Source organism: Klebsiella grimontii (genome assembly GCF_900200035.1).
In the GTDB taxonomy this organism is placed as follows: Bacteria; Pseudomonadota; Gammaproteobacteria; order Enterobacterales; family Enterobacteriaceae; genus Klebsiella; species Klebsiella grimontii.
Genome location: NZ_FZTC01000006.1, coordinates 52,788 through 78,957, shown reverse-complemented (window position 1 = coordinate 78,957; position 26,170 = coordinate 52,788). Strand labels below are relative to the sequence as shown.

General features: G+C 56.4%; 22 protein-coding genes. 11 read left to right on the top strand and 11 right to left on the bottom strand.

What is annotated here, in order from left to right:
• Window positions 1–2,433: a bifunctional aspartate kinase/homoserine dehydrogenase II gene (locus tag KOSB73_RS01875; protein WP_004870585.1), complete on the bottom strand. Its 2,433-nt coding sequence runs from the start codon at window positions 2,431–2,433 to the stop codon at window positions 1–3.
• A 2-nt stretch (window positions 2,434–2,435) separates the two neighbouring features.
• A complete protein-coding gene (metB, locus tag KOSB73_RS01870; RefSeq protein ID WP_004127265.1) occupies window positions 2,436–3,596 on the bottom strand; it encodes a cystathionine gamma-synthase in 1,161 nt (386 codons plus the stop codon).
• A 266-nt stretch (window positions 3,597–3,862) separates the two neighbouring features.
• Here metB and metJ point away from each other — a divergent pair, with 266 nt between their 5' ends.
• Window positions 3,863–4,180 carry a met regulon transcriptional regulator MetJ gene (metJ, locus tag KOSB73_RS01865; protein ID WP_004107547.1) on the top strand — a complete coding sequence of 106 codons (318 nt, stop codon included), beginning with the start codon at window positions 3,863–3,865 and terminating at the stop codon, window positions 4,178–4,180.
• Between the two features lie 93 nt (window positions 4,181–4,273).
• Here the strand turns inward: metJ and rpmE are convergent, their stop codons facing one another.
• Window positions 4,274–4,489: a 50S ribosomal protein L31 gene (gene rpmE / locus KOSB73_RS01860; protein ID WP_004107543.1), complete on the bottom strand. Its 216-nt coding sequence runs from the start codon at window positions 4,487–4,489 to the stop codon at window positions 4,274–4,276.
• Between the two features lie 241 nt (window positions 4,490–4,730).
• Between rpmE and priA the strand changes: the two genes are divergently transcribed.
• The 7 genes from priA to rraA all read left to right on the top strand — a co-directional run bounded on the left by priA (window position 4,731) and on the right by rraA (window position 12,886).
• Entirely contained in the window at window positions 4,731–6,926 is a 2,196-nt protein-coding gene (gene priA / locus KOSB73_RS01855) for a primosomal protein N' (RefSeq protein ID WP_024360575.1), read from the top strand.
• Window positions 6,927–7,076: 150 nt separating this feature from the next.
• Window positions 7,077–8,105: a DNA-binding transcriptional regulator CytR gene (gene cytR / locus KOSB73_RS01850; protein WP_004127258.1), complete on the top strand. Its 1,029-nt coding sequence runs from the start codon at window positions 7,077–7,079 to the stop codon at window positions 8,103–8,105.
• Between the two features lie 91 nt (window positions 8,106–8,196).
• Window positions 8,197–9,171, top strand: coding sequence for a cell division protein FtsN (ftsN, locus tag KOSB73_RS01845; RefSeq protein ID WP_071830616.1), 975 nt, complete (start codon window positions 8,197–8,199; stop codon window positions 9,169–9,171).
• A gap of 91 nt (window positions 9,172–9,262) precedes the next feature.
• Window positions 9,263–9,793, top strand: a complete 531-nt coding sequence (gene hslV / locus KOSB73_RS01840) for an ATP-dependent protease subunit HslV (protein ID WP_098140195.1) — start codon at window positions 9,263–9,265, stop codon at window positions 9,791–9,793.
• A gap of 9 nt (window positions 9,794–9,802) precedes the next feature.
• Complete coding sequence (hslU, locus tag KOSB73_RS01835; RefSeq protein WP_024360576.1) at window positions 9,803–11,137, top strand: HslU--HslV peptidase ATPase subunit; 1,335 nt, start codon at window positions 9,803–9,805, stop codon at window positions 11,135–11,137.
• A 244-nt stretch (window positions 11,138–11,381) separates the two neighbouring features.
• Window positions 11,382–12,308 (top strand): 1,4-dihydroxy-2-naphthoate polyprenyltransferase, encoded by a 927-nt coding sequence (gene menA, locus KOSB73_RS01830; protein ID WP_024360577.1) that lies wholly within the window; start codon window positions 11,382–11,384, stop codon window positions 12,306–12,308.
• A gap of 92 nt (window positions 12,309–12,400) precedes the next feature.
• Window positions 12,401–12,886, top strand: coding sequence for a ribonuclease E activity regulator RraA (rraA, locus tag KOSB73_RS01825; protein ID WP_004127241.1), 486 nt, complete (start codon window positions 12,401–12,403; stop codon window positions 12,884–12,886).
• Between the two features lie 60 nt (window positions 12,887–12,946).
• On the opposite strand, the gene pfkA is transcribed toward rraA, so the two are convergent.
• From pfkA to cpxP, 3 genes are all read right to left on the bottom strand, one after another.
• On the bottom strand, window positions 12,947–13,909 hold the full coding sequence (gene pfkA / locus KOSB73_RS01820) for a 6-phosphofructokinase (protein WP_004127238.1): 963 nt from the start codon (window positions 13,907–13,909) through the stop codon (window positions 12,947–12,949).
• Window positions 13,910–14,111: 202 nt separating this feature from the next.
• A complete protein-coding gene (gene fieF / locus KOSB73_RS01815) occupies window positions 14,112–15,008 on the bottom strand; it encodes a CDF family cation-efflux transporter FieF (protein ID WP_004870602.1) in 897 nt (298 codons plus the stop codon).
• 149 nt (window positions 15,009–15,157) lie between these two features.
• Window positions 15,158–15,661: a cell-envelope stress modulator CpxP gene (gene cpxP / locus KOSB73_RS01810; protein WP_004870604.1), complete on the bottom strand. Its 504-nt coding sequence runs from the start codon at window positions 15,659–15,661 to the stop codon at window positions 15,158–15,160.
• A gap of 149 nt (window positions 15,662–15,810) precedes the next feature.
• Between cpxP and cpxR the strand changes: the two genes are divergently transcribed.
• Window positions 15,811–16,509: an envelope stress response regulator transcription factor CpxR gene (cpxR, locus tag KOSB73_RS01805; protein WP_004127228.1), complete on the top strand. Its 699-nt coding sequence runs from the start codon at window positions 15,811–15,813 to the stop codon at window positions 16,507–16,509.
• Window positions 16,506–17,879, top strand: coding sequence for an envelope stress sensor histidine kinase CpxA (gene cpxA / locus KOSB73_RS01800; RefSeq protein WP_004107505.1), 1,374 nt, complete (start codon window positions 16,506–16,508; stop codon window positions 17,877–17,879). The genes cpxR and cpxA overlap by 4 nt, the downstream gene beginning before the upstream one ends.
• Window positions 17,880–17,970: 91 nt before the next feature.
• On the opposite strand, the gene yiiM is transcribed toward cpxA, so the two are convergent.
• Together yiiM and sodA are read right to left on the bottom strand one after the other, a co-directional pair.
• The gene (yiiM, locus tag KOSB73_RS01795) at window positions 17,971–18,645 is read right to left on the bottom strand and encodes a 6-hydroxyaminopurine reductase (protein ID WP_024360578.1); all 675 of its coding nucleotides are present in this window, start codon (window positions 18,643–18,645) and stop codon (window positions 17,971–17,973) included.
• Between the two features lie 71 nt (window positions 18,646–18,716).
• A complete protein-coding gene (gene sodA / locus KOSB73_RS01790) occupies window positions 18,717–19,337 on the bottom strand; it encodes a superoxide dismutase [Mn] (RefSeq protein WP_004127220.1) in 621 nt (206 codons plus the stop codon).
• Between the two features lie 291 nt (window positions 19,338–19,628).
• Here sodA and rhaT point away from each other — a divergent pair, with 291 nt between their 5' ends.
• Complete coding sequence (gene rhaT, locus KOSB73_RS01785; RefSeq protein WP_049130100.1) at window positions 19,629–20,663, top strand: L-rhamnose/proton symporter RhaT; 1,035 nt, start codon at window positions 19,629–19,631, stop codon at window positions 20,661–20,663.
• A 35-nt stretch (window positions 20,664–20,698) separates the two neighbouring features.
• On the opposite strand, the gene KOSB73_RS01780 is transcribed toward rhaT, so the two are convergent.
• The 3 genes from KOSB73_RS01780 to ptsP form a co-directional block, all read right to left on the bottom strand.
• Window positions 20,699–22,786: a metallophosphoesterase family protein gene (locus tag KOSB73_RS01780; RefSeq protein ID WP_098067510.1), complete on the bottom strand. Its 2,088-nt coding sequence runs from the start codon at window positions 22,784–22,786 to the stop codon at window positions 20,699–20,701.
• Window positions 22,787–22,815: 29 nt separating this feature from the next.
• Window positions 22,816–23,523, bottom strand: coding sequence for an oligogalacturonate-specific porin KdgM family protein (locus KOSB73_RS01775; protein ID WP_098140194.1), 708 nt, complete (start codon window positions 23,521–23,523; stop codon window positions 22,816–22,818).
• Window positions 23,524–23,683: 160 nt separating this feature from the next.
• Window positions 23,684–26,170, bottom strand: coding sequence for a phosphoenolpyruvate--protein phosphotransferase (gene ptsP / locus KOSB73_RS01770; RefSeq protein ID WP_098140193.1), 2,487 nt, complete (start codon window positions 26,168–26,170; stop codon window positions 23,684–23,686).

Sequence of the window (26,170 nt, the reverse complement as noted above, 5' to 3'; positions counted from 1 at the left end):
CTACAGCAGCTGCGCCAGGCGGTTGATATCCGACTGAATCGCCCCGGCGGTCACATCGCGACCGGCGCCCGGACCGCGGATCACCAGCGGATTATCGCGATACCAGCGGCTCTCAATGGCAAAGACGTTATCACACGGCAGCAGCGCCGCCAGCGGGTGCTCTTCGCGCACCGCTTCCACGCCGACGCGGGCTTTACCATTGGCGTCAAAACGCGCGACGTAGCGCAGCACCAGGCCCATCTCGCGCGCCGCTTCCAGACGCTGCAGCATCTGGTCGTTCAGCGCTTCACCGTTCTCGAAGAAGTGATCAACAGAGCCCTCTTCGCAGTGGGCAGGCACCAGGGACTCCACGCGCACCTGATCCGGTTCGATGTCGTAACCCGCCTCACGCGCCAGAATCACCAGCTTACGCATAACGTCTTTCCCGGAGAGATCGACGCGCGGGTCCGGCTCCGTCAGTCCTTGTTGCCAGGCCTGATCGACCAGGTCAGTAAACGGCACGGTACCATCAAACTGCAGGAACAGCCATGAGAGGGTGCCGGAGAAAATACCGCTCAGCGCCAGAATGGTATCGCCGCTATCAATCAAATCGCGCACCGTGTGGTTGACCGGTAAACCGGCGCCGACGGTGGCGTTGTACAGCCAGTGGCGCCCGGTCTTCTCGAACGCGTCGTGGATCTGGCGATACTTACTGCTGCTACTGGCGCCAGCCAGCTTATTCGCGCTGATAACGTGGAAGCCGTGGCTGGCGAAATCCAGGTACTGGTCGGCCAGCTGCGCGCTGGCGGTCACGTCCAGCACCACAAGATCATCGTACGGATGCGCGCGCATCCACAGGAACAGCGACTCTTCATCCTGTTCAATCGCTTCATCATTAAAGAACGCCAGCGCACGACTGGCGTCGAGGCCTTCATAATTGAGCAGGCTGCGGCGGCTATCCACGACCCCGGCAAGAATAAATTCAAAACCGGTACGAGCGGAGAGCGTCGTCTGCTCGCGAGCGAACAACTCCAGCCAGCGGGAGCCGATATTGCCTTTGCCAAACAGCACCAGGCCAATGCGTTTTTCCGCGCGGAACAACGACTGATGCAGCCCCTGAATAAGGCTTTCCGTCGGCCCGGCGCGCAGCACCGCGACCAGGCTGATGCCCTCTTCTGATTGCCAGGTAAACTCTACCGGCTGGCCTTTCAGCTGCTGCCAGAAACGGTGGCAGTGCAGCGGATTACGGGTCACGCCAGCGCCAACCATCGCCACCAGCGCCAGCTTCTGACGCAGACGCAGCTCGCCCGGCAGCCCCGCTTCGTCCAGCAGCTTCAGCGCGCTGTCGGCCACTTCAGAGGTGTAGCAGAACTGCAGCAGCTTACGGTCGGCGTGTACGCCAACCGCCAGCGGCCGCAGCTGGGCGCGTTTTAAAATGGCGTCCAGCTCTTTATGCGCCAGTTTGAAATCCTGACCGCCGGGCACCTGGAACTCAATCAGGCAAACATCGTCATGGCTGGTGACGATGCGCGCCCCGGTACCGGAAGCCAGCACGCGTTCGATGCGCGTAGAGCCCTGATCCGGGGTGTAGCTACAGCGTAATTGTAAATCGATATCGCTGCCGGAGACCGGCTGCAGCGTACGGGCATGCAGCACCGGCGCCGCCAGGCGGGCCAGCTCGCTGGCTTCATCCAGGCGCAGCAGCGGCAGCAGGCAGGCGTCTTTCACTTTCCGCGGATCCGCGCTGTAAACCCCGGCTACGTCGCTCCAGATAGTGACGCGAGACGCCCCGGCCAGCGCGCCGATTTGGGTGGCGGAATAATCAGAACCATTACGCCCCAGCAGAACGGTTTCCCCGGCGTTGTTACGCGAGATAAAGCCGGTCACCACCAGGCGTTTGTTCGGGTGCTGCGCCATCAGCTGCTGCAAAAGCGGATAGGAGAGGCCTTCATCCACCTGCGGCTGCGGGGAGCGCTCGGCGCGTAAGAAGCTACGCGCATCCAGCCAGGCGGCCTCTACGCCGAGATGGTTCAGCACCGCCGCCATCAGGCGGGCCGACCAGACTTCGCCGTGACCGACGACTTCGGCATATACCGCGTCAGTGACGCCGCCATCCAGCAGCCCGGCAAGACGCTCAAGATCCTGAATAAACGTGGCGATCAGCGTATCGGCAGCGTCTGGCGACAGCAGTCCAGAAATGAGATCCATCTGATAACGACGGAGCGATTGTTGCACCTGATGCGCAGAGAGGCGATCGGTCTGGCTGAGCTTCAGCCAGCTGATCAACTGGTTGGTGGTACTGCCGGCGGCAGAGACGACCATCATATCGCCCGCCTGCGAATACTCCGTCATGATACCCGCGACGCGCAGGTAACATTTCGCATCCGCTAAACTACTCCCACCAAATTTGTGCAGCTGACGACCCTTCGCCCCTGCCTGCGCAATCACACTCATGTTTATTCCTCGTTTGCTGCCCGGAAGCCATTTTCCAGGTCGGCAATTAAATCTTCACCATCTTCAATACCGGTCGAAATCCGCAGAAGCGTTTCTGAGATCCCGGCGGCCGCACGCGCTTCAGGCGCCATGCCCGCATGGGTCATCGTCGCGGCGTGGGAAATCAGACTTTCCACGCCGCCCAGCGATTCCGCCAGCGTAAACAGCGATAGCCCGCTCAGGAAACGACGCAGCGTCTGCTCATCGCCATCCAGCTCGAAGCTTAACATCGCCCCAAAACCTTTTTGCTGACGCGCCGCAATCTCATGCCCCTGGTTTTCCGGCAGGGACGGATGGTACAGTTTTTTCACCAGCGGCTGGGTTTTCAGATAGTCGACAATCGCCAGCGCGTTGCGCTGAGCCACTTCCATACGCGGAGAGAGTGTACGTAAGCCGCGCAGCAGCAAATAGCTATCAAACGCTCCGCCGGTGACGCCGATATTATTCGCCCACCATGCCAGTTCGGTGACGGTCGCCGGATCTTTGGCGATAACCACCCCGGCCACCACATCAGAGTGGCCGTTCAGATATTTGGTGCATGAATGCAACACCAGATCGGCCCCCAGCGCCAGCGGATTCTGCAAAGCCGGGCTCAGGAAGGTGTTATCCACCACGCTGACCGCTCCGGCCTCACGCGCCAGACCGCAGATTTTCGCAATATCCACAACTCTCAGCAATGGATTACTTGGGCTTTCGACCAGAACCAGCTTCGGTTTTTCCGCCAGCGCGGCGCTCAGCGCCTGTTCGTCGTTTTGATCGACAAACAGCACGCGATAGCAGCCGCGCTTCGCCAGGCTATCAAACAGGCGGTAGCTGCCGCCGTAGCAGTCGTGCGGCGCCACCAGCAGATCGCCCGGCTTCAGGAATACGGTGGTGACCAGCAAAATGGCCGACATGCCGGTGTTGGTCAGAACCGCCCCCGCGCCGCCCTCCAGCTCCGCCAGCGCACGCTGCACCACATCACGGGTCGGGTTACCGCGACGAGAGTAGTCGTGGGCGCGAGGTTCGTTAAATCCGGTGAAGTTATAGGTGCTGGAGAGATGAATGGGCGGGACAACGCAACCGTACTGCTCGTCGTCATTTAAACCGCTACGCACTGCGATGGTGGCCTGTTTACGCGTCATGTTGGGGAGTTCCTGGGCTGAGTCGGTGAAAAGTCAGGCACCAGAGTAATCATTGTTATAATAGACGTCAATACATCTGGACATCTAAACTTCTTTGCGTATAGATTGAGCAAACTGGAAATAGCCGTTAAAATTATATGCATTAGCGCACATCCGTAGCGGCTTGTTTGGTGTCAGACGCGCCCCTCTACGGTAAACTACGCGTAATTATGGCCAGGACTCGCGTTCAGGCCCTTAACTAATGAATAGAGGATTAAAGGTAACTCATGGCTGAATGGAGCGGCGAATATATCAGCCCATACGCTGAGCACGGTAAGAAGAGTGAGCAAGTAAAGAAAATTACGGTTTCCATTCCTCTGAAGGTGTTAAAAATCCTCACCGATGAACGCACGCGTCGTCAGGTGAATAACCTGCGTCACGCGACCAACAGCGAACTGCTGTGCGAAGCGTTCCTGCATGCCTTTACCGGTCAACCGTTGCCTAACGATGAAGACCTGCGTAAAGAGCGCAGCGATGAAATCCCGGAAGCGGCGAAAGAGATTATGCGCGAGCTGGGCATCGACCCGGATACGTGGGAATACTAAAACCATAAAAAAAGCAGAAGAAATCTTCTGCTTTTTTTGCGCGGTTGCGCGCGAGAGACAAAAAAGCCGCCCTGAGGCGGCTTCTTCAGCAAATTACTTGCTGGTACCCGGTACGCTGAAGCGCTTGTTGAAGCGGTCAACACGACCACCGGTAGCAACATCACGCTGTTTGCCAGTGTAGAACGGGTGGCATTTACCGCACACGTCGAGGTTCAGGTCGTGACCTACGGTAGAACGGATTTTCATGACGTTACCGCAAGAGCAGGAAGCAGTAACTTCTTCGTATTTCGGATGAATATCTTTTTTCATGGGAGAACCTCAGTTAAGGCCGCGTCGCTCTTCCAGCCCTAACGCCAGACACCACGCGATGTTAATAATTTCCCGGTGCGATTGCGCAAAGCGAAATTGCCGGGTAATAGATTTTGATGCCGCACAAAGCGCATCAAAGGCGGCGAATCATACAGAATTTGACCAGCATATGCAAACTGATCCGCGAGCCCTTATCACAATGTGTATACTAAGCCGCCAGATTTCAAGTCAGGAAGATTAAATGCCCGTCGCTCACGTTGCCCTGCCCGTTCCGCTGCCCCGCACTTTTGACTATTTGCTGCCTGACGGCATGCCGGTCAAAGCGGGCTGTCGCGTGCGCGTCCCGTTCGGCAAACAGGAGCGGATAGGTATCGTAACGGCGGTCAGTGAGCGCAGCGAACTGCCGCTCGACGAACTCAAGCCGGTGGCTGAAGTCCTCGACGCCGAGCCGGTCTTCTCCTCTTCGGTCTGGCGGCTGCTGCTGTGGGCGGCGGACTACTACCATCATCCCATCGGCGATGTGCTGTTTCACGCGCTACCGATCATGCTGCGCCAGGGGAAACCCGCCAGCGCGGCGCCAATGTGGTACTGGTTTGCCACCGAACAGGGGCAAGCGGTTGATATCAATAGCCTTAAGCGCTCACCGAAACAGCAGCAGGCGCTGGCGGCGCTGCGTCAGGGGAAGATCTGGCGCCATCAGGTCGCCGAACTGGAATTTAACGACGCCGCCCTGCAGGCGCTGAGGGGTAAAGGCCTGGCGGAACTGGCCAGCGAAGCGCCGGCCATCACCGACTGGCGCGCAGGCTTCTCGGTACCCGGCGAGCGCCTGCGTCTTAACACCGAACAGGCCACCGCCGTGGGCGCGATCCACAGCGCCTCGGACAGCTTTTCCGCCTGGCTGCTGGCCGGGATCACCGGCTCGGGCAAAACGGAAGTGTATCTGAGCGTCCTTGAAAACGTGCTGGCGCAGGGTCGCCAGGCGCTGGTGATGGTGCCGGAAATCGGCCTGACGCCGCAGACTATCGCGCGTTTCCGCCACCGTTTTAACGCCCCGGTGGAAGTGCTGCACTCCGGGCTGAACGACAGCGAACGCCTCTCCGCGTGGCTAAAAGCCAAAAACGGCGAAGCGGCGATTGTGATCGGTACCCGCTCGTCGCTGTTTACCCCGTTTAAAGACCTCGGTGTGATCGTTATCGACGAAGAGCACGACAGCTCTTACAAACAGCAGGAGGGCTGGCGCTATCACGCTCGCGATCTGGCGGTCTGGCGCGCCCATAGCGAGCAAATCCCGATTATCCTCGGCTCGGCGACCCCGGCGCTGGAGACGCTCTATAACGTCCGCCAGGGCAAGTATCGCCAGCTGAAGCTGACCAAACGAGCGGGCAACGCGCGTCCGGCTCAGCAGCACGTCCTGGATTTAAAAGGCCAGCAGCTGCAGGCCGGACTGTCTCCGGCGCTGATTGGCCGTATGCGCCAGCATCTGCAGGCCGATAACCAGGTGATCTTGTTTCTGAACCGTCGCGGCTTCGCGCCGGCGCTGCTGTGTCACGACTGCGGCTGGATAGCGGAGTGTCCGCGCTGCGACAGCTACTACACGCTGCACCAGGCCCAGCATCATCTGCGCTGCCACCACTGCGACAGCCAGCGCCCGATTCCGCGCCAGTGCCCCTCCTGCGGTTCGACGCATCTGGTACCGGTCGGTTTGGGGACCGAACAGCTTGAGCAGGCCCTGGGACCGCTGTTTCCCGATATCCCGATTTCCCGAATTGACCGCGATACCACCAGCCGCAAAGGCGCGCTTGAACAATATCTTGCCGACGTCAATCGCGGCGGCGCGCGCATTCTTATCGGCACCCAAATGCTGGCGAAGGGGCACCACTTCCCGGATGTCACCCTGGTTTCCCTGCTGGACGTCGATGGCGCGCTGTTTTCCGCCGATTTCCGCTCGGCGGAACGCTTCGCTCAGCTCTACACCCAGGTTTCAGGCCGCGCAGGCCGGGCGGGCAAACAAGGCGAGGTGATCCTGCAGACCCACCACCCGGAGCACCCGCTACTGCAAACGCTGCTTTATAAAGGATACGACGCGTTTGCCGGGGAGGCGCTGGCGGAACGGCAGAGCATGCAGCTGCCGCCGTGGACCAGCCACGTGCTGATTCGCGCCGAAGATCATAACAACCAGCAGGCGCCGCTTTTTTTACAGCAGCTGCGCAATCTGCTGCAGGCCAGCCCGCTGGCCGATAAGAAACTGTGGGTGCTCGGGCCGGTTCCGGCGCTGGCGCCAAAGCGCGGCGGCCGCTGGCGCTGGCAAATTCTCCTCCAGCATCCGTCGCGCGTTCAGCTGCAGCATATCGTCAGCGGAACGCTGGCGTTGATTAACACGCTGCCGGAAGCGCGAAAAGTGAAATGGGTTCTGGACGTCGATCCTATTGAAGGTTAAGGCTTCTCTTGCGAGGCGGATCGAAAAATTCAACCGTCATCACGTTTTTCATGAAAATTCTGTAACTCTCTGGATGTACTATCTGTTAAAAATGTTGCTGATGTCAGAACGCCAGGGATGTGTCTGCGCCAGTCAGCGAGGAGAAATCAGGTGAAGCCCAAAAAACAGGTCGTTGCCGCCACTATGAAAGACGTTGCCCAAAAGGCAAACGTTTCCACGGCAACCGTATCCCGAGCGTTAATGAACCCCGATAAGGTTTCGCAGAGCACCCGTAACCGGGTTGAGCAGGCCGCGCTTGAAGTCGGCTATTTACCGCAATCGCTCGGGCGCAATATGAAGCGCAACGAGTCGCGCACCATCCTGGTGATTGTGCCGGATATCTGCGACCCCTTCTTCAGCGAGATCATTCGCGGTATTGAAGTCACCGCCGCGGAGCAAGAGTACCTGGTGCTGATCGGCGATTGCGCCCACCAGAACCGTCAGGAAAAGACCTTTATCGACCTGATCATTACCAAGCAGATCGATGGCATGCTGCTGCTGGGCTCCCGATTACCCTTCGATGCGGGCGTGGAAGAGCAGCGCAATCTGCCGCCGATGGTGATGGCCAATGAATTCGCTCCCGAGCTGGAGCTGCCGACGGTCCATATCGATAACCTCACCGCCGCGTTTAACGCCGTGAACTATCTGCACGAGCTGGGGCACCGCCGTATCGGCTGTATCGCCGGCCCGGAAGAGATGCCGCTGTGCCATTACCGCCTGCAGGGCTATGTCCAGGCGCTGCGTCGCAGCGGGATAACCGTCGATCCGCACTATATCGCCCGCGGCAACTTTACCTATGAAGCCGGCGCCAGCGCGCTGGAACAGCTGCTGGCGCTGCCGGTACCGCCGACGGCTATTTTCTGCCATAGCGATATTATGGCGCTGGGCGCATTATCGCTGGCGAAGCGTCGCGGCCTGAAAGTTCCTGAAGATCTGTCTATTATTGGTTTTGATAACATCTCTTTGTCTGAATTTTGCGATCCGCCATTGACGACCGTCGCGCAACCACGTTTTGATATTGGCCGCGAAGCGATGCTGCTTTTGCTGGACCAACTGCACGGTCATAACGTCAGCAGCGGTTCACGATTACTTGACTGCGAGCTTATCGTTCGCGGCAGTACACGCAAAATCCGAACATAACCACCAGGCTTTCGGGCCTGCTCTTCTGGTCAAAGCCCCGCCGCTTAAGTAACATGGCGGGCTGAAAAACGAATAAGACAGCGAAACGATAGTGGCACAACGAGATTATGTACGCCGCAGCCAACCGGCTTCTTCGCGGCGCAAAAAGAGCAATACGCGAAGCTCAAGGAACAAACAAGGCGGCCTTTCGGCGGTTTCACCGACTATGGTGGCCATCGCCGCGGCAGTGCTGGTGGCCTTTATCGGTGGACTGTACTTCATCACTCACCATAAGAAAGAAGAAGCTGAAGCGCTGCAGAACCGCCAGGCCGCGGGCAACGGCCTGCCGCCGAAGCCGGAAGAGCGTTGGCGCTATATTAAAGAGCTGGAAAGCCGTCAGCCCGGGGTACGCGCGCCTACGGAACCCACGGCGGGCGGCGAAGTCATGAAGCCGGAGCAGCTGACGGACGAGCAGCGCCAGCTGCTGGCGCAGATGCAGGCCGATATGCGTCAGCAGCCAACGCAGCTGACCGAAGTGCCGTGGAATGAACAAACCCCGGCGCAGCGCCAGCAAACCTTGCAGCGTCAGCGTTTAGCTCAGCAGCAGGTACAGCAACAACAGCTCGCGCAGGCCCAGCAGCAGACGCAGGTACAGCAACCGCGAACCCAGCCGCGGGTCGTCGAGCAGCCGAAGCCGGTACAACAGCAGCCGAGGCAGACGGCGTCTAATCAGCAGCCGTACCAGGACCTGCTGCAAACGCCAGCGCATACCAGTACCGCGCAGCCTAAAGCCCAGGCCGCCGCGCCGGTAACCCGCGTAGAAGAAGCGCCGAAAACCGCCGCGACGGAGAAAAAAGACGATCGCAGCTGGATGATCCAGTGCGGCTCCTTTAAAGGCGCTGAGCAGGCGGAAACCGTGCGCGCGCAGCTGGCGTTTGAAGGCTTCGCCTCGCACATCACCACCAATAACGGCTGGAATCGCGTGGTGATTGGGCCGCTGAAAGGCAAAGAAAACGCCAGCAATATGATTGAACGGCTGAAAATGGCCGGACACGCAAACTGCATTCGTCTCGCCGCCAGGGGTTGAAACCCTCAAAATCCCCCCCATCTATAATTGCATTCTGCCCCGCGTAAACCGCGGGGCCCCTATTCCGCTTTTGCAACCAAGGGGTCTGCTCGTGACTACAATTGTAAGTGTTCGCCGTAACGGCCATGTCGTTATTGCCGGTGATGGCCAGGCCACGCTGGGCAACACCGTAATGAAAGGCAACGTGAAAAAAGTGCGCCGCCTGTATAACGACAAAGTGATTGCCGGCTTTGCGGGCGGCACCGCTGACGCCTTCACGCTGTTCGAACTGTTTGAACGTAAGCTGGAAATGCATCAGGGCCACCTGGTAAAGGCCGCCGTTGAGCTGGCGAAAGACTGGCGTACCGACCGGATGCTGCGCAAGCTCGAAGCGCTGCTGGCGGTGGCTGACGAAAACGCCTCGCTCATCATCACCGGTAACGGCGACGTGGTGCAGCCAGAAAACGATTTGATTGCTATCGGCTCCGGCGGTCCCTACGCCCAGGCCGCGGCTCGCGCCCTGCTGGAAAATACCGATATGGGCGCACGCGATATCACAGAGAAAGCGTTGAGTATTGCAGGTGATATCTGCATTTATACCAACCACTTCCATACCATCGAAGAATTGACCTCCAAAGCGTAAGGATCTCCCATGTCTGAAATGACCCCACGCGAAATTGTCAGCGAACTGGACAAACACATTATCGGCCAGGACGCAGCCAAGCGCTCCGTCGCCATCGCTCTGCGTAATCGCTGGCGTCGTATGCAGCTCAACGAAGAGCTGCGTCACGAAGTCACGCCAAAAAACATTCTGATGATCGGCCCGACCGGCGTCGGTAAAACGGAAATCGCCCGCCGTCTGGCAAAGCTCGCCAATGCGCCGTTCATCAAGGTCGAAGCGACGAAATTCACTGAAGTCGGCTATGTTGGTAAGGAAGTGGACTCCATCATCCGCGATCTGACCGATGCGGCGATCAAAATGGTGCGCATGCAGTCCATCGACAAAAACCGCTATCGTGCGGAAGAGCTGGCGGAAGAGCGCATCCTTGACGTGCTGATCCCGCCGGCGAAAAACAACTGGGGCCAGGCTGAACAGCCTCAGGAACCCTCCGCCGCGCGCCAGTCTTTCCGTAAAAAACTGCGCGAAGGTCAGCTCGATGATAAAGAGATTGAGATCGATCTCGCGGCTGCGCCGATGGGCGTTGAAATCATGTCCCCTCCGGGCATGGAAGAGATGACCAGCCAGCTGCAGTCCATGTTCCAGAATCTGGGCGGCCAGAAGCAAAAACCGCGTAAGCTGAAAATTAAAGACGCGATGAAGCTGCTGATTGAAGAAGAGGCGGCGAAGCTGGTCAACCCGGAAGAGCTGAAGCAGGATGCCATCGACGCCGTTGAGCAGCACGGTATCGTGTTTATCGACGAAATCGACAAAATCTGTAAGCGCGGCGGCAACTCCTCCGGCCCTGACGTATCCCGTGAAGGCGTACAGCGCGACCTGCTGCCGCTGGTTGAAGGCTGCACCGTCTCCACCAAGCACGGCATGGTGAAAACCGATCACATTCTGTTTATCGCCTCCGGCGCGTTCCAGGTCGCCAGCCCGTCTGACTTAATCCCGGAACTGCAGGGCCGTCTGCCGATTCGCGTTGAGCTGAAAGCGCTGACCACCCACGACTTCGAGCGTATTTTGACCGAGCCGAACGCGTCCATCACCGTGCAGTATAAAGCGCTGATGGCGACCGAAGGCGTCAATATCGAATTCACGGAAGAGGGTATCAAGCGTATCGCTCAGGCCGCATGGCAGGTCAACGAAACCACCGAGAACATTGGTGCCCGTCGTCTGCATACCGTGCTGGAGCGTCTGATCGAAGACATCTCCTACGACGCCAGCGAAATGAACGGCCAAACCGTCACCATCGATGCGGAATATGTCGGTAAGCATCTGGATGTTCTGGTGGCAGATGAAGATCTGAGCCGTTTTATCTTATAATCCGGTTCAATATATTTTCATCACACTAGATGGGGCTATAGATACCCTACTAATTTGAGTTGCAGGACAAAACGGTTAACCGTTTGAACAGCGCTTGCGCTGGTCCCGAAGGCCGAATCATGCGGCAAGGGAATTCATCCCCAGGAGTGTGCATAAGTACATGACTGGGGTGAATCAGCGTAGCCTACGTATCTGCAGCTTGAAGTATGAAGGGTAGAGCCCCATTTTTTATTGGCCGGGACTTATGACCGAACACGCAATCACTCGCACCCAGGCCTGGCTGGAAAGCCTGCGCCCAAAAACGTTACCTCTGGCCTTTGCCGCCATCATTGTCGGCTCCGCGCTTGCCTGGCATCAGGGCAGTTTCGATCCCTGGGTTGCGCTGCTGGCCATCATTACCGCCGGTTTATTACAAATCCTCTCCAATCTGGCCAACGATTATGGCGACGCGATAAAAGGCAGCGATAAACCTGACCGTATCGGCCCGCTGCGCGGTATGCAGAAAGGCGCCATTACCCAGGCGCAGATGAAACGCGCGTTGATTCTCACCGTGGCGCTGATTTGTCTCTCCGGCCTGGCGCTGCTGTTCCTGTCCTGGCAAACCATGGCCGATTTTATCGGTTTTATGGTCCTCGGCGGGCTCGCGATCGTGGCCGCCATTACCTATACCGTCGGCACTCGCCCTTACGGCTACATCGGTCTTGGCGATATCTCCGTGCTGGTGTTCTTCGGCTGGCTTAGCGTCGTCGGGAGCTGGTACCTGCAGGCGCACAGCGTTGAGGCGGTCATTTTCTTACCCGCCACCGCCTGCGGCCTGCTGGCGACGGCGGTGCTGAATATTAACAACCTGCGCGATATCGACAGCGATCGCGAAAACGGTAAAAACACCCTCGCCGTGCGCCTGGGGCCGGTTAACGCTCGCCGCTATCACGCCTGCCTGCTGTTTGGCGCGCTGCTGTGCCTGGCGCTGTTTAACCTGATCTCGCTGCATAATCCGTGGGGCTGGCTGTTCCTGCTGGCGACGCCGCTGCTGGTTAAGCAGGCGCGTTATGTGATGCGCGAGCGCGACCCCGTCGCCATGCGTCCAATGCTCGAAAGAACGGTTAAAGGGGCGCTGCTGACCAACCTGCTGTTTGTTATCGGAATTATTTTCAGCAGGCTTGCGGCTTAACTGACAAATATCAATTAACAATTGATGATTTTGCCAACAGCATGATTCACGCGATATACTGAAAATTCTCGCAGCAACTGAACGTTAAGCCTATGAAATACGATACTTCCGAGCTTTGTGACATCTACCAGGAGGATGTCAACGTCGTGGAACCTCTGTTCTCCAACTTTGGGGGGCGCTCGTCGTTTGGTGGACAAATCATCACGGTAAAATGTTTCGAGGATAACGGGTTGCTCTACGATATGCTCGAACAGAACGGCCGTGGTCATGTCCTGTTGGTTGACGGCGGTGGTTCCGTTCGACGCGCATTGATTGACGCTGACCTGGCGCGTCTGGCCGTACAAAACGAGTGGGAAGGGCTGGTCGTCTATGGCGCGGTGCGTCAGGTTGACGATCTGGAAGAGCTGGATATCGGTATCCAGGCGCTGGCCGCCATCCCCGTCGGAGCCGCAGGTGAAGGAATCGGCGAAAGCGACGTGCGCGTCAACTTCGGCGGCGTCACCTTCTTTTCCGGCGACCATCTCTACGCCGATAATACCGGGATTATCCTTTCCGAGGATGCCCTGGATATCGAGTAGCGTCCCGCACATAAAAAAAGGCCTTCTCTCTGAGAAGGCCTTTTTGTTTCCGCCGGAGGCTTAGTACAGCTTCTTAGCGCAATCCAGCCAGTCGCTTTTGAACGGACGCTTCATGTTTTCGATAGCGTCGATAATGTCGTGGTGCACCAGCTTCTCGTTCTGAATACCGACGCAGCGGCCGCCGAAGCCCTGCAGCAGCAGGTCAATCGCGTACGCGCCCATGCGGGAAGCCAGAATACGGTCATAAGGAACCGGGGAGCCGCCGCGCTGAATGTGGCCCAGTACGGTTGCGCGAGTTTCACGGCCGGTCTCTTTCTCGATGTAGTGAGCCAGCTCGTCGACGTCGCACATATGCTCGGTGATCGCCACAATCGCGTGCTTTTTACCTTTGGCGATACCCGCCTTAATTTCTGAGACCAGGTCGTCGCGAGTGTATTCAACCTCAGGCACCATGATGAACTCACAGCCGCCGGAGATAGCTGCCGCCAGGGTCAGGTCGCCGCAGTAACGGCCCATCACTTCCACAACGGAAATACGCTGGTGGGAGGAAGAGGTGTCACGCAGGCGGTCAATAGCCTCTACCACGGTGCTCAATGCGGTAAAGAAGCCGATGGTATAGTCGGTGCCTTTGATATCGTTGTCGATCGTGCCCGGCAGGCCGATGCAGGGGAAGCCCATCTCAGTCAGACGCACGGCACCCATATAGGAACCGTCACCACCAATAACCACCAGCGCATCCAGGCCGCGCTTTCTCATATTTTCAATGGCGACGGCGCGAATATGTTCTTCACGAAATTCTGGAAAACGCGCCGACCCCAGGAAGGTGCCGCCGCGGTTGATCATGTCGGAAACGCTGTAGCGGTCGAGCTGAACCATACGATCTTCATACAGGCCGAGGTAACCGTCATAGATTCCAAAAACTTCCAGACCTTCCGTTAATGCCGCACGCACAACGCCACGAATTGCTGCGTTCATGCCCGGGGCATCACCGCCACTTGTCAACACACCGATTTTCTTAATCATGACTACCTCTGAACTTAGGAAGCAAAAAATAATCCTGTTGCCTGAAGCGCCCCTCACCAGGAGTGCACAACGATAATTGCAATAGTATATCAAACGCTTCTGGCTGAATTGATTCAGGTCAGACCAAATGGCGGTAATTTATACAAAAAATGCCGATCCGCCCCACACTTTTACATCGAGTTTACAGACTATAACCTAAAGATCATAAAACACCCTGCCGCCCTAACGGCACCACAGAGCAGGGGTCCTGGTGGATAATGACATCGGACCCAGGAAAACGGAGCAACAGCGCCTGCTCCACCTGGTCGGCAATCACGTGTGCCTGAACCAGCGGGAGGTTGTCTTCCATTTCCAAATGAATCTGAATAAAGCGAGTCGGCCCTGACTGCCGCGTTCGTAGATCGTGCGCCCCGCTGACGCCTGGCCATGCGGTCACGATATTGATAATGTCCTGGCGTTCCTCATCAGGCAGCGCGCGGTCTAATAACGACTGAACGGCGTCATAGGCCATACGCAGCGCGCTATATAAAATATAGACGCCGATACCTAATGCAAACAGCGCATCGGCCCGGTGCCAGCCGTACCAGGAGAGGGCCAGCGCCACCAGAATTGCGCCGTTCATCATAACATCAGACTGATAATGAAGCATATCCGCCCGTACCGCCTGACTTTGGGTTTTTCTCACCACCCAGCGCTGGAACGTGACCAGCAGCAGCGTACTGACCAGCGCAACCAGCGTCACCACCATCCCTACCCCTGCCGCATTCATCGGCTCAGGACGAACAAGATGCTGAATACCGGTCAAGAACAGAAACAGCGCCGAGCCGGAGATAAACATGCTTTGCGCCAGCGCCGCCAGCGATTCCGCCTTACCGTGGCCAAAGGTATGTTCTTCATCGGCAGGCTGCAGCGAATAACGCACCACCAACAGGTTGGTTAACGAGGCGGCGATATCCACCAGTGAATCAACCAGCGCCGCCAGAATACTCACAGATCCGGTATACCACCATGCAAAAATCTTGATCAAAAGTAACGCAGAGGCCATCACCGTCGCCGCAATCGCCGCGCGGCTCACCAGTTGCCCATAGGATTGACTCATAAACGCTCCTTACTTCGCGATGCGCTTAGTATAACCCGATCTTTTACCGCGACGGGGAGCCAGGAGGGCGCTGAATAAAGGGCAAAAAAAACCCCCACATCATGTGGGGGAAGACAGGGATGGTGTCTATGGCAAGGAAAACAGGGTTGTTACTGGGGTTGCAGGGTATTGCTACTACTCGAAAGCATCATCGCTGAGCCTTTTTGCATCCGTGCAACCTCACGCAACTGATCCATTCGTTGCTGGTGCTTAGCGTTTAAAACCGCTTGCTGCTCTGGCGTTAGCAGGTGATACATCTGGTTGCGAACTTTTGCCATTTCGACCTGGCGGGCAACCTGTTCCTGCGCCATCTTATCTGCCTGAGCGCGCACAGCGTTTTCATCAAAATTTTCTGCGGTGACAAGGCGATGCATTGTCTCCATTTCGCTAACATTAACGGGTGGCCTGTCGTGGCGTGCCCGCTGCATAAGATCTCGTAACTGTTGCCGTTGCTGTTCAGTTAAACTTATGCCGTCAAACATATGGCTCTGGCTGCTGCGCTGGACACTTTCGTCTCCGGGAAGCCAGTTAACGCTGGTGACGACTTCAGCGGCTTGGCTATATGCACTTAGCGCCAGCGTTGAGGCCATGACGGCAGCGATAACATTGCGCATCACATACTCCCAAAACGTTTGTGTCGCGATTCAACGAGAGAGAGTTTACGATGCAGGCTGCAAACATGCGTCAGGGGGTGTAAAACAACGTAAAGTCATGGATTAGCGAGCCTTGATGACGTAATTTCTGCCTCGGAGGTATTTAAACAATGAATAAAATCCTGTTAGTAGATGATGACCGGGAGCTCACCTCCCTGTTAAAAGAGCTGCTCGATATGGAAGGTTTTAATGTGCTCGTGGCCCATGATGGGGAACAGGCGCTGGCCCTTCTGGACGACAGCATCGATTTACTTTTGCTTGATGTAATGATGCCGAAGAAAAACGGTATCGACACGCTCAAAGAGTTGCGTCAGACGCACCAGACCCCGGTTATCATGCTAACGGCCCGCGGGAGCGAGCTGGATCGCGTTCTCGGCCTCGAGCTGGGCGCGGACGATTATTTGCCTAAGCCGTTCAACGATCGCGAACTGGTGGCGCGTATACGCGCGATTCTGCGCCGGTCGCACTGGAGCGAGCAGCAGCAGACAACCGAAGCCGGTTCACCGACGCTGGAAGTGGATGCGCTGAGCCTTAACCCCGGTCGCCAGGAAGCCAGCTTCGATGGTCTGACCCTGGAGCTGACCGGCACCGAGTTCACCCTGCTCTATCTCCTGGCGCAGCATCTTGGCCAGGTGGTTTCGCGCGAGCACCTGAGCCAGGAAGTATTAGGTAAACGCCTGACGCCATTCGACCGCGCGATCGATATGCACATCTCCAACCTGCGGCGCAAGCTGCCGGAGCGCAAAGACGGCCACCCGTGGTTTAAAACCCTGCGCGGACGCGGCTATCTGATGGTATCGGCTTCATGATTGGAAGTTTAACCGCACGCATCTTCGCTATTTTCTGGCTCACGCTGGCGCTGGTGTTGATGCTGGTTCTGATGCTGCCCAAGCTGGACTCGCGCCAGATGACCGAGCTGCTGGAGAGCGAGCAACGTCAGGGCATCATGATTGAACAACACGTCGAGGCCGAACTGGCGAACGATCCGCCAAACGACCTGATGTGGTGGCGTCGTCTGTTTCGCGCCATCGATAAGTGGGCTCCGCCGGGCCAGCGTTTGCTGCTGGTTACCAGCGAAGGTCGCGTTATCGGTGCCGAACGCAACGAAATGCAGATTATCCGCAACTTTATCGGCCAGGCGGATAACGCCGACCATCCGCAGAAAAAGCGCTATGGTCGTCTGGAAATGGTCGGGCCTTTTTCCGTCAGGGATGGAGAAGATAACTACCAGCTCTATCTGATTCGCCCTGCCAACACGTCGCAATCTGACTTCATCAATCTGCTGTTCGACCGGCCGTTACTGCTGCTGATCGTCACCATGTTAGTCAGCGCCCCGCTGCTGCTGTGGCTGGCGTGGAGCCTGGCGAAACCGGCGCGTAAGCTGAAAAATGCCGCCGATGAAGTCGCCCAGGGCAACCTGCGTCAGCATCCGGAGCTGGAAGCCGGTCCGCAGGAATTTTTAGCCGCCGGGACCAGTTTTAACCAGATGGTGACCGCGCTGGAGCGCATGATGTCCAGCCAGCATCGTCTGCTGTCCGATATCTCCCACGAGCTGCGCACGCCGCTGACCCGCCTGCAGTTAGGCACCGCCCTTCTGCGCCGCCGCAGCGGGGAAAGTAAAGAGCTGGAGCGTATTGAGATGGAAGCGCATCGGCTCGATAGCATGATCAACGACCTGCTGGTGATGTCGCGCAATCAGGCCAAAACCGCGCTGGTCAGCGAAACGGTGAAAGCCAACCAGCTGTGGGGCGAGGTGCTGGATAACGCCGCCTTTGAAGCCGAACAGATGGGGAAATCGTTCACCGTCGAGTATCCGCCGGGGCCCTGGCCGCTGTACGGTAACCCCAATGCGCTGGAAAGCGCGCTGGAGAATATCGTGCGCAACGCGCTGCGCTACTCGCATACCAAAATTTCAGTGAGCTTCTCGGTGGATAAAGACGGGATTACGGTTAACGTCGATGATGACGGGCCGGGCGTGAGTCCTGAGGATCGCGAGCAGATTTTCCGTCCGTTCTACCGTACCGATGAGGCGCGCGATCGCGAGTCTGGCGGTACCGGCCTGGGTCTGGCGATTGTCGAAGCGGCGATTCAACAGCACCGCGGTTGGGTAAAAGCCGACGACAGCCCGCTGGGCGGTCTGCGTTTAACCCTCTGGCTGCCGCTGTACAAGCGCACCTGATCCCCCGGCCTGCGCTTCGCCAGGCCGGATTCGAAACGGGTAGCCCGGATAAGGCGCAACGCGCCGCCATACGAAAACGCGCACGGAAGCGCTACTTTCCCCACAATCTCCGCGAATTATTCTCGATCTGCCCGCTTAAACGCCGCTTCTGCATCGTTCTGCTCCAGCTTACCGACAGCCCCGCCGCGGAAAGTAAACGGCGGTACTGGTCATCATCAAACGGCATCTGCCAGGCGATAGCCCCCGCTTCGTGAACGCTGACGTCGCTAAGCCGGGATACCAGCGCCAGCGGCGCATCGCTGGAGACCTGCCCGCCCGCCACCACCCGATACAGCCAGCCGGTTTTGCCGCTGTTCTGCATAAGCTGGGCCATATCGCTGACGGCAAAATGATAGTTGAGCTTGAAGCACGGAGAGCGCGGCTGCGTCACTTGGATCAGCGCCTCTCCCCAGCGGAAGATATCGCCGATGTAGACGTTTTTTTCCGTCAGCCCTTCGGTCGAGAGATTCTCGCCAAACGCCGGGGCGCAGAAAAGATCCGCCTGCTGCGGCAGTTCAAGCGCCCAATGGGCGTAGTGTTCTCGGGGATAGTGGCACAGCGCGCGGTCCGGTCCGCCGTGAATTTTCTTCTCGGCCTGCTCATCGCCCTCCAGCCCCAAATCGCCGAGGGTCAGTTCACCATCGACCTGGACTTTCCCGATGGCGCTTGGACGGCTGCCGTCGTAATCCCTTACCTTGCCCACAAAGACATTCACCGGATAGTGCATCGCTGCTCCTTTGCTGCGGATATAAAAAAAGCGAGTCATCAGACTCGCTTCTCGCTCAGCACAATGCAACCTTATTTTTTGGCGGCAAAACGCGCTGCGGCTTCGTCCCAGTTCACCACGTCCCAGAACGCTTTGATGTAGTCCGGGCGACGGTTCTGGAATTTCAGGTAGTAAGCGTGTTCCCACACGTCCAGGCCGATAATCGGGAAGCCGGAAGCGCCGGAGATAGCTTCACCCATCAGCGGGGAGTCCTGGTTAGCGGTAGAAACCACCGCCAGCTTGTCGCCTTTCAGCACCAGCCACGCCCAGCCGGAGCCGAAACGGGTCGCCGCCGCTTTTTCAAATTCCGCTTTGAAGTTGTCAACGGAACCGAAATCGCGTTCGATAGCCGCTTTCAGGTCGCCCTGCAGAGTGGTACCGGTTTTCAGGCCTTTCCAGAACAGGCTGTGGTTAGCGTGGCCGCCGGCGTTGTTACGCAGAACGGTTTTTTTGTCTGCTGGCAGCTGATCCAGTTTGGTAATCAGCTCTTCTGCGGACAGGCTCGCGAATTCAGGCAGGCTTTCCAGCGCAGCGTTGGCGTTGTTCACGTAGGTCTGGTGGTGTTTAGTGTGATGGATTTCCATCGTCTGCTTGTCAAAATGCGGTTCCAGGGCGTCATAAGCGTACGGCAGGGCAGGCAGTGTGTAACTCATAATCATCTCCATTATTGTCGAGCGGCGGAAAGTGTTAATGCCGCGTAAGCAGTTGGTTCATTATAGTTAATTAAATGATATTGAAAACGCTTATCAATGCCGTATTTTTAATAAGGTTATAACAAGGGGTGATAGATGTCATTTTGTGATACAGAACAACTAATTAAGTTTTTGGTTGCCAGGTTCAGGCTTCCGGTGGCAACAGCTTAAAGGCGGAAAAACTGACCGATTTTTACACTCATCGGGTCGGAAGAAGATTTATCCGATAAAAAATAGATGAGGATAAAATCAATGAATCACGCGATTACGATGGGTATTTTTTGGCATTTGATAGGTGCGGCCAGTGCAGCCTGTTTCTATGCCCCGTTCAAGAAAGTTAAACATTGGTCCTGGGAAACCATGTGGTCTATCGGCGGTATTGTCTCCTGGCTGATCCTCCCCTGGGCCATCAGCGCCATGCTGCTGCCCGATTTCTGGGCCTATTACGGTTCTTTTAACGCCTCCACTCTGCTGCCCGTTTTCCTGTTCGGCGCCATGTGGGGTATCGGTAATATCAACTACGGCCTGACGATGCGCTACCTCGGCATGTCGATGGGGATCGGCATCGCCATTGGTATCACGCTGATTGTCGGCACGCTTATGACCCCGATTCTTAACGGTCAGTTTGATGTTCTCATTAACACTAAAGGCGGTCAGATGACGCTGCTCGGCGTGCTGGTGGCGGTCATTGGCGTGGGTATCGTCACCCGCGCCGGCCAGCTGAAAGAGCGCAAAATGGGTATCAAAGCCGAAGACTTCAACCTGAAAAAGGGGCTGGTCCTGGCGGTGATGTGCGGCATCTTCTCGGCCGGTATGTCGTTTGCCATGAACGCCGCCAAGCCGATGCATGAAGCCGCCGCCGCGCTCGGCGTCGACCCGCTTTACACCGCGCTGCCAAGCTATGTGGTGATCATGGGCGGCGGCGCGCTGGTTAACCTCGGCTTCTGCTTTATCCGTCTGGCAAAAGTGAAAGATCTGTCGATAAAAGCCGACTTCTCGCTGGCAAAACCGCTCATCATCAGCAATATCCTGCTTTCCGCCCTCGGCGGCCTGATGTGGTATCTCCAGTTCTTCTTCTACGCCTGGGGACACGCCAGTATTCCAGCGCAGTACGACTACATGAGCTGGATGCTGCATATGAGCTTCTATGTGCTGTGCGGTGGCCTGGTCGGTCTGATACTCAAAGAGTGGAACAACGCTGGTCGTCGCCCGGTAGGCGTACTCAGCCTCGGCTGCGTAGTGATTATTATCGCCGCCAATATCGTTGGCCTGGGGATGGCAAACTAATTTACGCCCCTGCCGTATCGGGCAGGGGCAGGGTTTTAACGCGCGGAGATTTCACCCGTTTCGCTATTCAGATGGAAATTTCGTGAGGGGTTACCCCGCAGATATTTATCTATCACGCTAAAAATGCTGCCAAAGCGCAGGCGGAAGATGGCTTCGAAGCCGCTATCCGCCGTCAGCGCCGAGGCCTCAGCAGGTAACGACTGCGCCAGGGTGCGAGTCAACAGCTGATATTCGCGTAAGCGTTGTGCGGAAATATCGCGCAGCGCCAGCTCATCGGCATTGCGCAGACGATAAAAATCCACTGCCAAATCAAAGCCATTCCATGAGGCGAACTGATCCAGCGTCATACCAGCATCCTGGGCCAAAGCCTGGGCTTTTTGCTGCGCAAGCTGCCATGCTGCGGCATTCTTTTGCAGATAAATTTGCCCGATAGCCCTAACAGGCGGTGCATCTCCTTTAGCGCAAACGGCACGATCGCTGCTCATCGGGACGGTCAGAACATCATGGTAAGAGGTATGGCTGCTCAACTGACTCAGCGTCAACATTTCCGCACCGTTCAGGCTAAAAAGCATCTGACGAATTTCACATGGCCACTCTTCGGGAATAAAACGCAGCCGGGTAAGTTCGGTGATATGCCAATTGGTAAAGTCATAATAATCCTTCGCGCTTAGCACCGCTTTGTTCCAGAGGTGCGGAGAACCTGTGGCTTTCAGATGCTCCCACTCTTGCTGGTAGTGTTCAAAAAGCTCATTAAAGCGCGGCACGCTGTCCAGGATAACGGTCTGAACATCAATCTCGCTCCGATTAGAGAAATTGAGGATTTTATACGCCGGAACGTAGGCCGCCATGGAAGGCGCCTGAATATTAAATAGCAGGCTACCGTCAGGATATTTACGCACGCCGGTATCGTTAAAGTGCATATGTCCGCCTACGTGTACGCCAATACCCGTCTTCGCTAACGCATGACTGGTATCCTCTTTCGGGGCCCTCTTCAACTGAAATTTACCTTCGCCAAAGATGGACTCCAGATCGCCAGCAGCACCGTTATCGAATTCGACCATCGGGAAGTGGCTAAAGGTGATCAGCGTCTTTTTCTGCTCTTTTGCCCGCATGGCAACGGACGTCATCCACGCCACCACCTGCTGCTTGTGAGTGAGCATTTTGTTGTAGCCTGCGTCACCTGAACCCGCGAAGTTTTTAGCAGACTGCGGATTCGTCAGATCCGCATCCTCGCGCGGCACGTAGACATTCGCATCAACGGCCAACAGCCATAGACCCGGTATCGGCTCAACGAGATAGCTGCTATCAGCGACAGTAAAACAGGGGCCATAATCCGGTTGCCGATATGCACCGCCGGTTCCCTGGGCGCAAATCTCATACTGCCGCTGGCGGAAGTCGCTGGCCTGTTTGGCTTTGTCAAACGTGTAATCCTGCTGCCCATAGGATGAGTAAGGCGTTTCCCAATAGATATCTTCAGGCTGCGGATCGATACCGAACGGCGCCATCATTTGCATAATGTACTCATAGCCGCGGCTTACCATCTCCTCGCTACAGATAGTCGGCAATTCCGCACCTGTTGGAATAAGTGCGGTTTTCCCCTGATAGCCTGTACACTCTTTGGCGCCAAAACTAAAAATCCGCTGCGTTTTCCCTCCCTGCCCTAAGAAATCCTCTTCCCCATCAGGTAAATCAAAGGGTCGGTTCGGGTCGTGATTACCCGGCGTTGCAAAGAATCGCATGGCATATTTTTGCTCATACTCCTTCAGCAGGGTCACCAGTCCGCGAATATGCACAGACTGTCCATCGTCGCTAAAGTCTCCGGGCAGCGCGATCAGTTTTATCCCCTTTTTCCCGGCGTCATCCAGCGCCGCGCGCAGGGCAAAGTAGTTTTCATTAAATAATCGCGTTGACGTAAGCTGCGCATACATGGTGCGAATCATCGCATTCTGCCCGCTCTTGCTATTCTTCAGCCCGCTAAATGCGCCGTCCTGAAATTCGCCGTACACGTCATGAAAATGGATATCCGGCATAAATGCGACACGGTATTGATAATTTTCTGTAGCCATAGCCGCGTGCGTACAGAGAAAAAACGCCGCTACTCCAGCAATGGAAATTACTCTCATTGCATCTCCTTATTTTTAGATAAAAATAATTAGAAGTTGTAGGTAATACCTACGCGATAACGCATCTCCCAGGCATCACGATAAGTTTTGCCATCTTTTACATATGAACCATCATCATATGAAACATACCCTAATTCGACGTAAGGCACCCAGGTTTTGTTTCCTCTCCAGGCCACCGTCACATTATGCACATAATCTTTTTCTTTTCCGCGTAAGGCTGGATAGTCGGTATCGAATTTATATTCAAAATCGTAATCAAAAGAGACGTCATAAATCCGGTAGCCTAGATAGAAGTTTGCCTGCCAGTAGTGCTGGCTGGCTCTATCGGGATCATACTCTCGTTCATAGTCGCGAACAGCGTAGCGCAGCCGAACTCCGCTGGAGAAAGCATCGGTCCAGTTATAGACGCTCTTCACACTAAACTTGTATGCCGTATCGCGTTCCCCCGAATCCAGCGCAAACGAGGGAGTAATGGAGAGATTGTCCAGTAGCTTATATTTGTAGCCAAGTTCAAATTCGTTCCCTTTTGAGGAGAGATTATCCCAGAAGCCGCCCTGTTTACTCTCCCACTTCCCCTCAACGCTAAAGTAAATACCGTTATTTAAAGAATGCCCCATTTTGATACGATCTTCTTGTTTATGCTGATCGCCCAGCCACTCATGCCGGTAATCAATATAGGTGGCGTGCGAGGAAAAACTTGCTGCTAAAAATAGTCCACAGAGGTATTGTTTTTTCATAAGAATCATCCATTTTATTAATTTATTAAAATAAGAAAGCTAACTAAAGAAATGTTTCTCCTCCTGATTACGTAGTGAATAAAGGCAGCACGATGCCGCTGCCCTGAAAGCAGTAAAAATCAGCACATCAATAAATTAACTTTTAGCAACGGCTAAATAATTACATCGCAATTTCCCGTTGCAGCAATTCGGCAACCGCCTGCGGGTTATTGCCCTCCAGCAATTGTTGGCGAAAATCAGCATGCATTAATTTTCTTGCCAGCCGAGAAAATATTTTCATATGGTCACCTTTCTCCTCCTCACTCACTGTCAGCATAATTATCAGCGATACGGAAACCTCCTCATTCCACGCCAGCGGTGAAGCGAGACGCATAACCGATACGCTGCTGCTGGTAACGGCGGGCGATTTGCAGTGGGGGAGCGCGATAGCAAAACCCAGGGCGGTTGAAAAGATGGCCTCGCGCTGCCAGATTGCCGCTTCCACCTCCGCACCACAGCGCGCACGCTGCTCAATTTCCAGGTTGTCGGTCAGGCGCTTAATCACCTCAGCCTTAGCGTCAATGCCCCGATCGAGCAGGATCAGCCGGGGATCGAATACCGGAAAGGTAGTTATCGACTGTTTCTGCAAAAGGGCCACCACATCTTGCCCGCTCTCGGCCGCCACGACCTGTTTCAGCATCTGCTGGCATTCAACGGCGGAAAGCGTTGTTAACTGCGCTTTCGCGCTACCGATACGGCTGGCGGACATACTGATATGGCGCAGCCCGGCCCCCAGCAGCAGCGGCAGCGCCTGCGGGTCGCCGCCCATTTCTCCGCACAGGCTAATCTCCACGCCTGCACGATGCGCCCGCGCCGTCATCTCTTGCAGCAGCTGCAAAAATGCCGGATCAAAGTAATTGTAAAGATGGCGTACGCTGGCATTGCCCCGGTCGCAGGCGAGAAAATACTGCGCCAGGTCGTTACTGCCAATGGAAACAAAATCAATCCAGGCGGCGGCTTTATCCAGTAAATAAAGCACCGAGGGGACTTCAGCCATCATGCCCAGTGACCAGGTTCCGGTCGCCACACCCTGCGCCGTCAGCTCAGCCTGAGTCTGCGTGAACTGCGTATGCAACCACTTAATCTCCTCAAGCGTCGCCACCATCGGAGCCATAATATGCAACGGCCCGACGGCGCTGGCGCGCAAAAGCGCCCGCATCTGGGTGACAAAAAGGGCCATAAATGCGGGATAAAGGCGAACCCCGCGCCAGCCGAGGAACGGATTCTCTTCCTCAGGTAAATTCAGGTAGTCGCAGGGCTTATCGCCGCCAATATCCAGCGTGCGGATCACCACTTTGCGGCCCTGCGCCTGCTCCAGCACATGACGATAAGCCTGGTACTGCTCTTCTTCGTCGGGCGGCGAGCTGCGTTCGCAGAAGAGCATTTCCGTACGGAACAGCCCAATACCCTGCGCTCCGGCAGCAAACGCCGAATCGGCTTCCGCAGCCAGGGCTATATTCGCCAGCAGCGTAACGCCTTCGCCATCCTGCATGACCCCTGGCTGGTCGATAAACGGTTGCAGGCGGTTAGCAATACGCTGATGTTTTTCCGTTTCCAGCTGATACCAACGCTGCGCCACCGCGTCCGGTGAGAGGATCGCTACGCCACGGCGAGCATCGAGCAGCAGCGTTTCACCACCCGGTATCGACCCCGATTCCGCCACAGGCAGACTGAGCAGCGGGATACCAAACGAACGCGCCAGAATCACCGTATGCGACGTTTCGCCGCCATCGCCCATAATAATCCCTTTCAGCCTGGGGCCACGCAGCGCCAGAAGCTGGCCAGGGGTCATCGGCGCGGGGCTTATTACAATCGTATCCTGAAGCAAAGGCGCAAGCGTAGTAAGCGGCTGCGCTGTCAGATATGCCGCCAGACGCAGCCCGAGATCCTGCAGGTCCAGCACCCGCTGGCGTAAATAGACGCTTCTGCTTTCGCGCAGAGGAGCGCAAAGCTCATCCAACGCCGCCGCCAGCGCCGCCAGGGTATTTCTCTGCTGGCGAGGCGCGAGTAATGTGCTTTCCAGAAGCGCGTCATCCAGCAGCTTACTGTGCGCCTGTAACACCGACGCCGCGTCCCCTTGTGCATGCTGATGCTCCTGGCGCAGCTGCTGACGGACCTGAAGCAGCGCATGTTGCATGGCGTTATGCTGAGCTGCGGATTCTTCTGGTTCTTGCTGCTGCGCCAGCGCCCACAGATCGACCGTTCCCAGCAGCATCGTCCTGCCAAGGGCCAGCCCCGGGCTCACGCCGTTGCCGCGCACAAAAGGCGAAGTTGTCTGCGCAAGGAACACCGGTAAAGGTTGCTCAGAGCGAGTTGAAACCACCGCAACGGGCGCATCGCACCCGGCCAATTCATCATGAATAAACCGCCTCAGCGCCTGATACGCCGCCGCCTCATCCTGGCCATCAATCACCAGTTCACACGGATCCTGATAGACCACATCCGCACCAATCATCGCCAGCACGCTGCGCGCATCCGCCCGTCGTTGGTTACGCAAATTACACAGATCAATCCGGGCGCTAAAGGCGTTGACGCGTTGCTCCAGTTCGCTGGCGGGTCGCGCATGTAGCCCGTTTTCCAGCGGGCAGATAAAAGAAATCTTCAACAC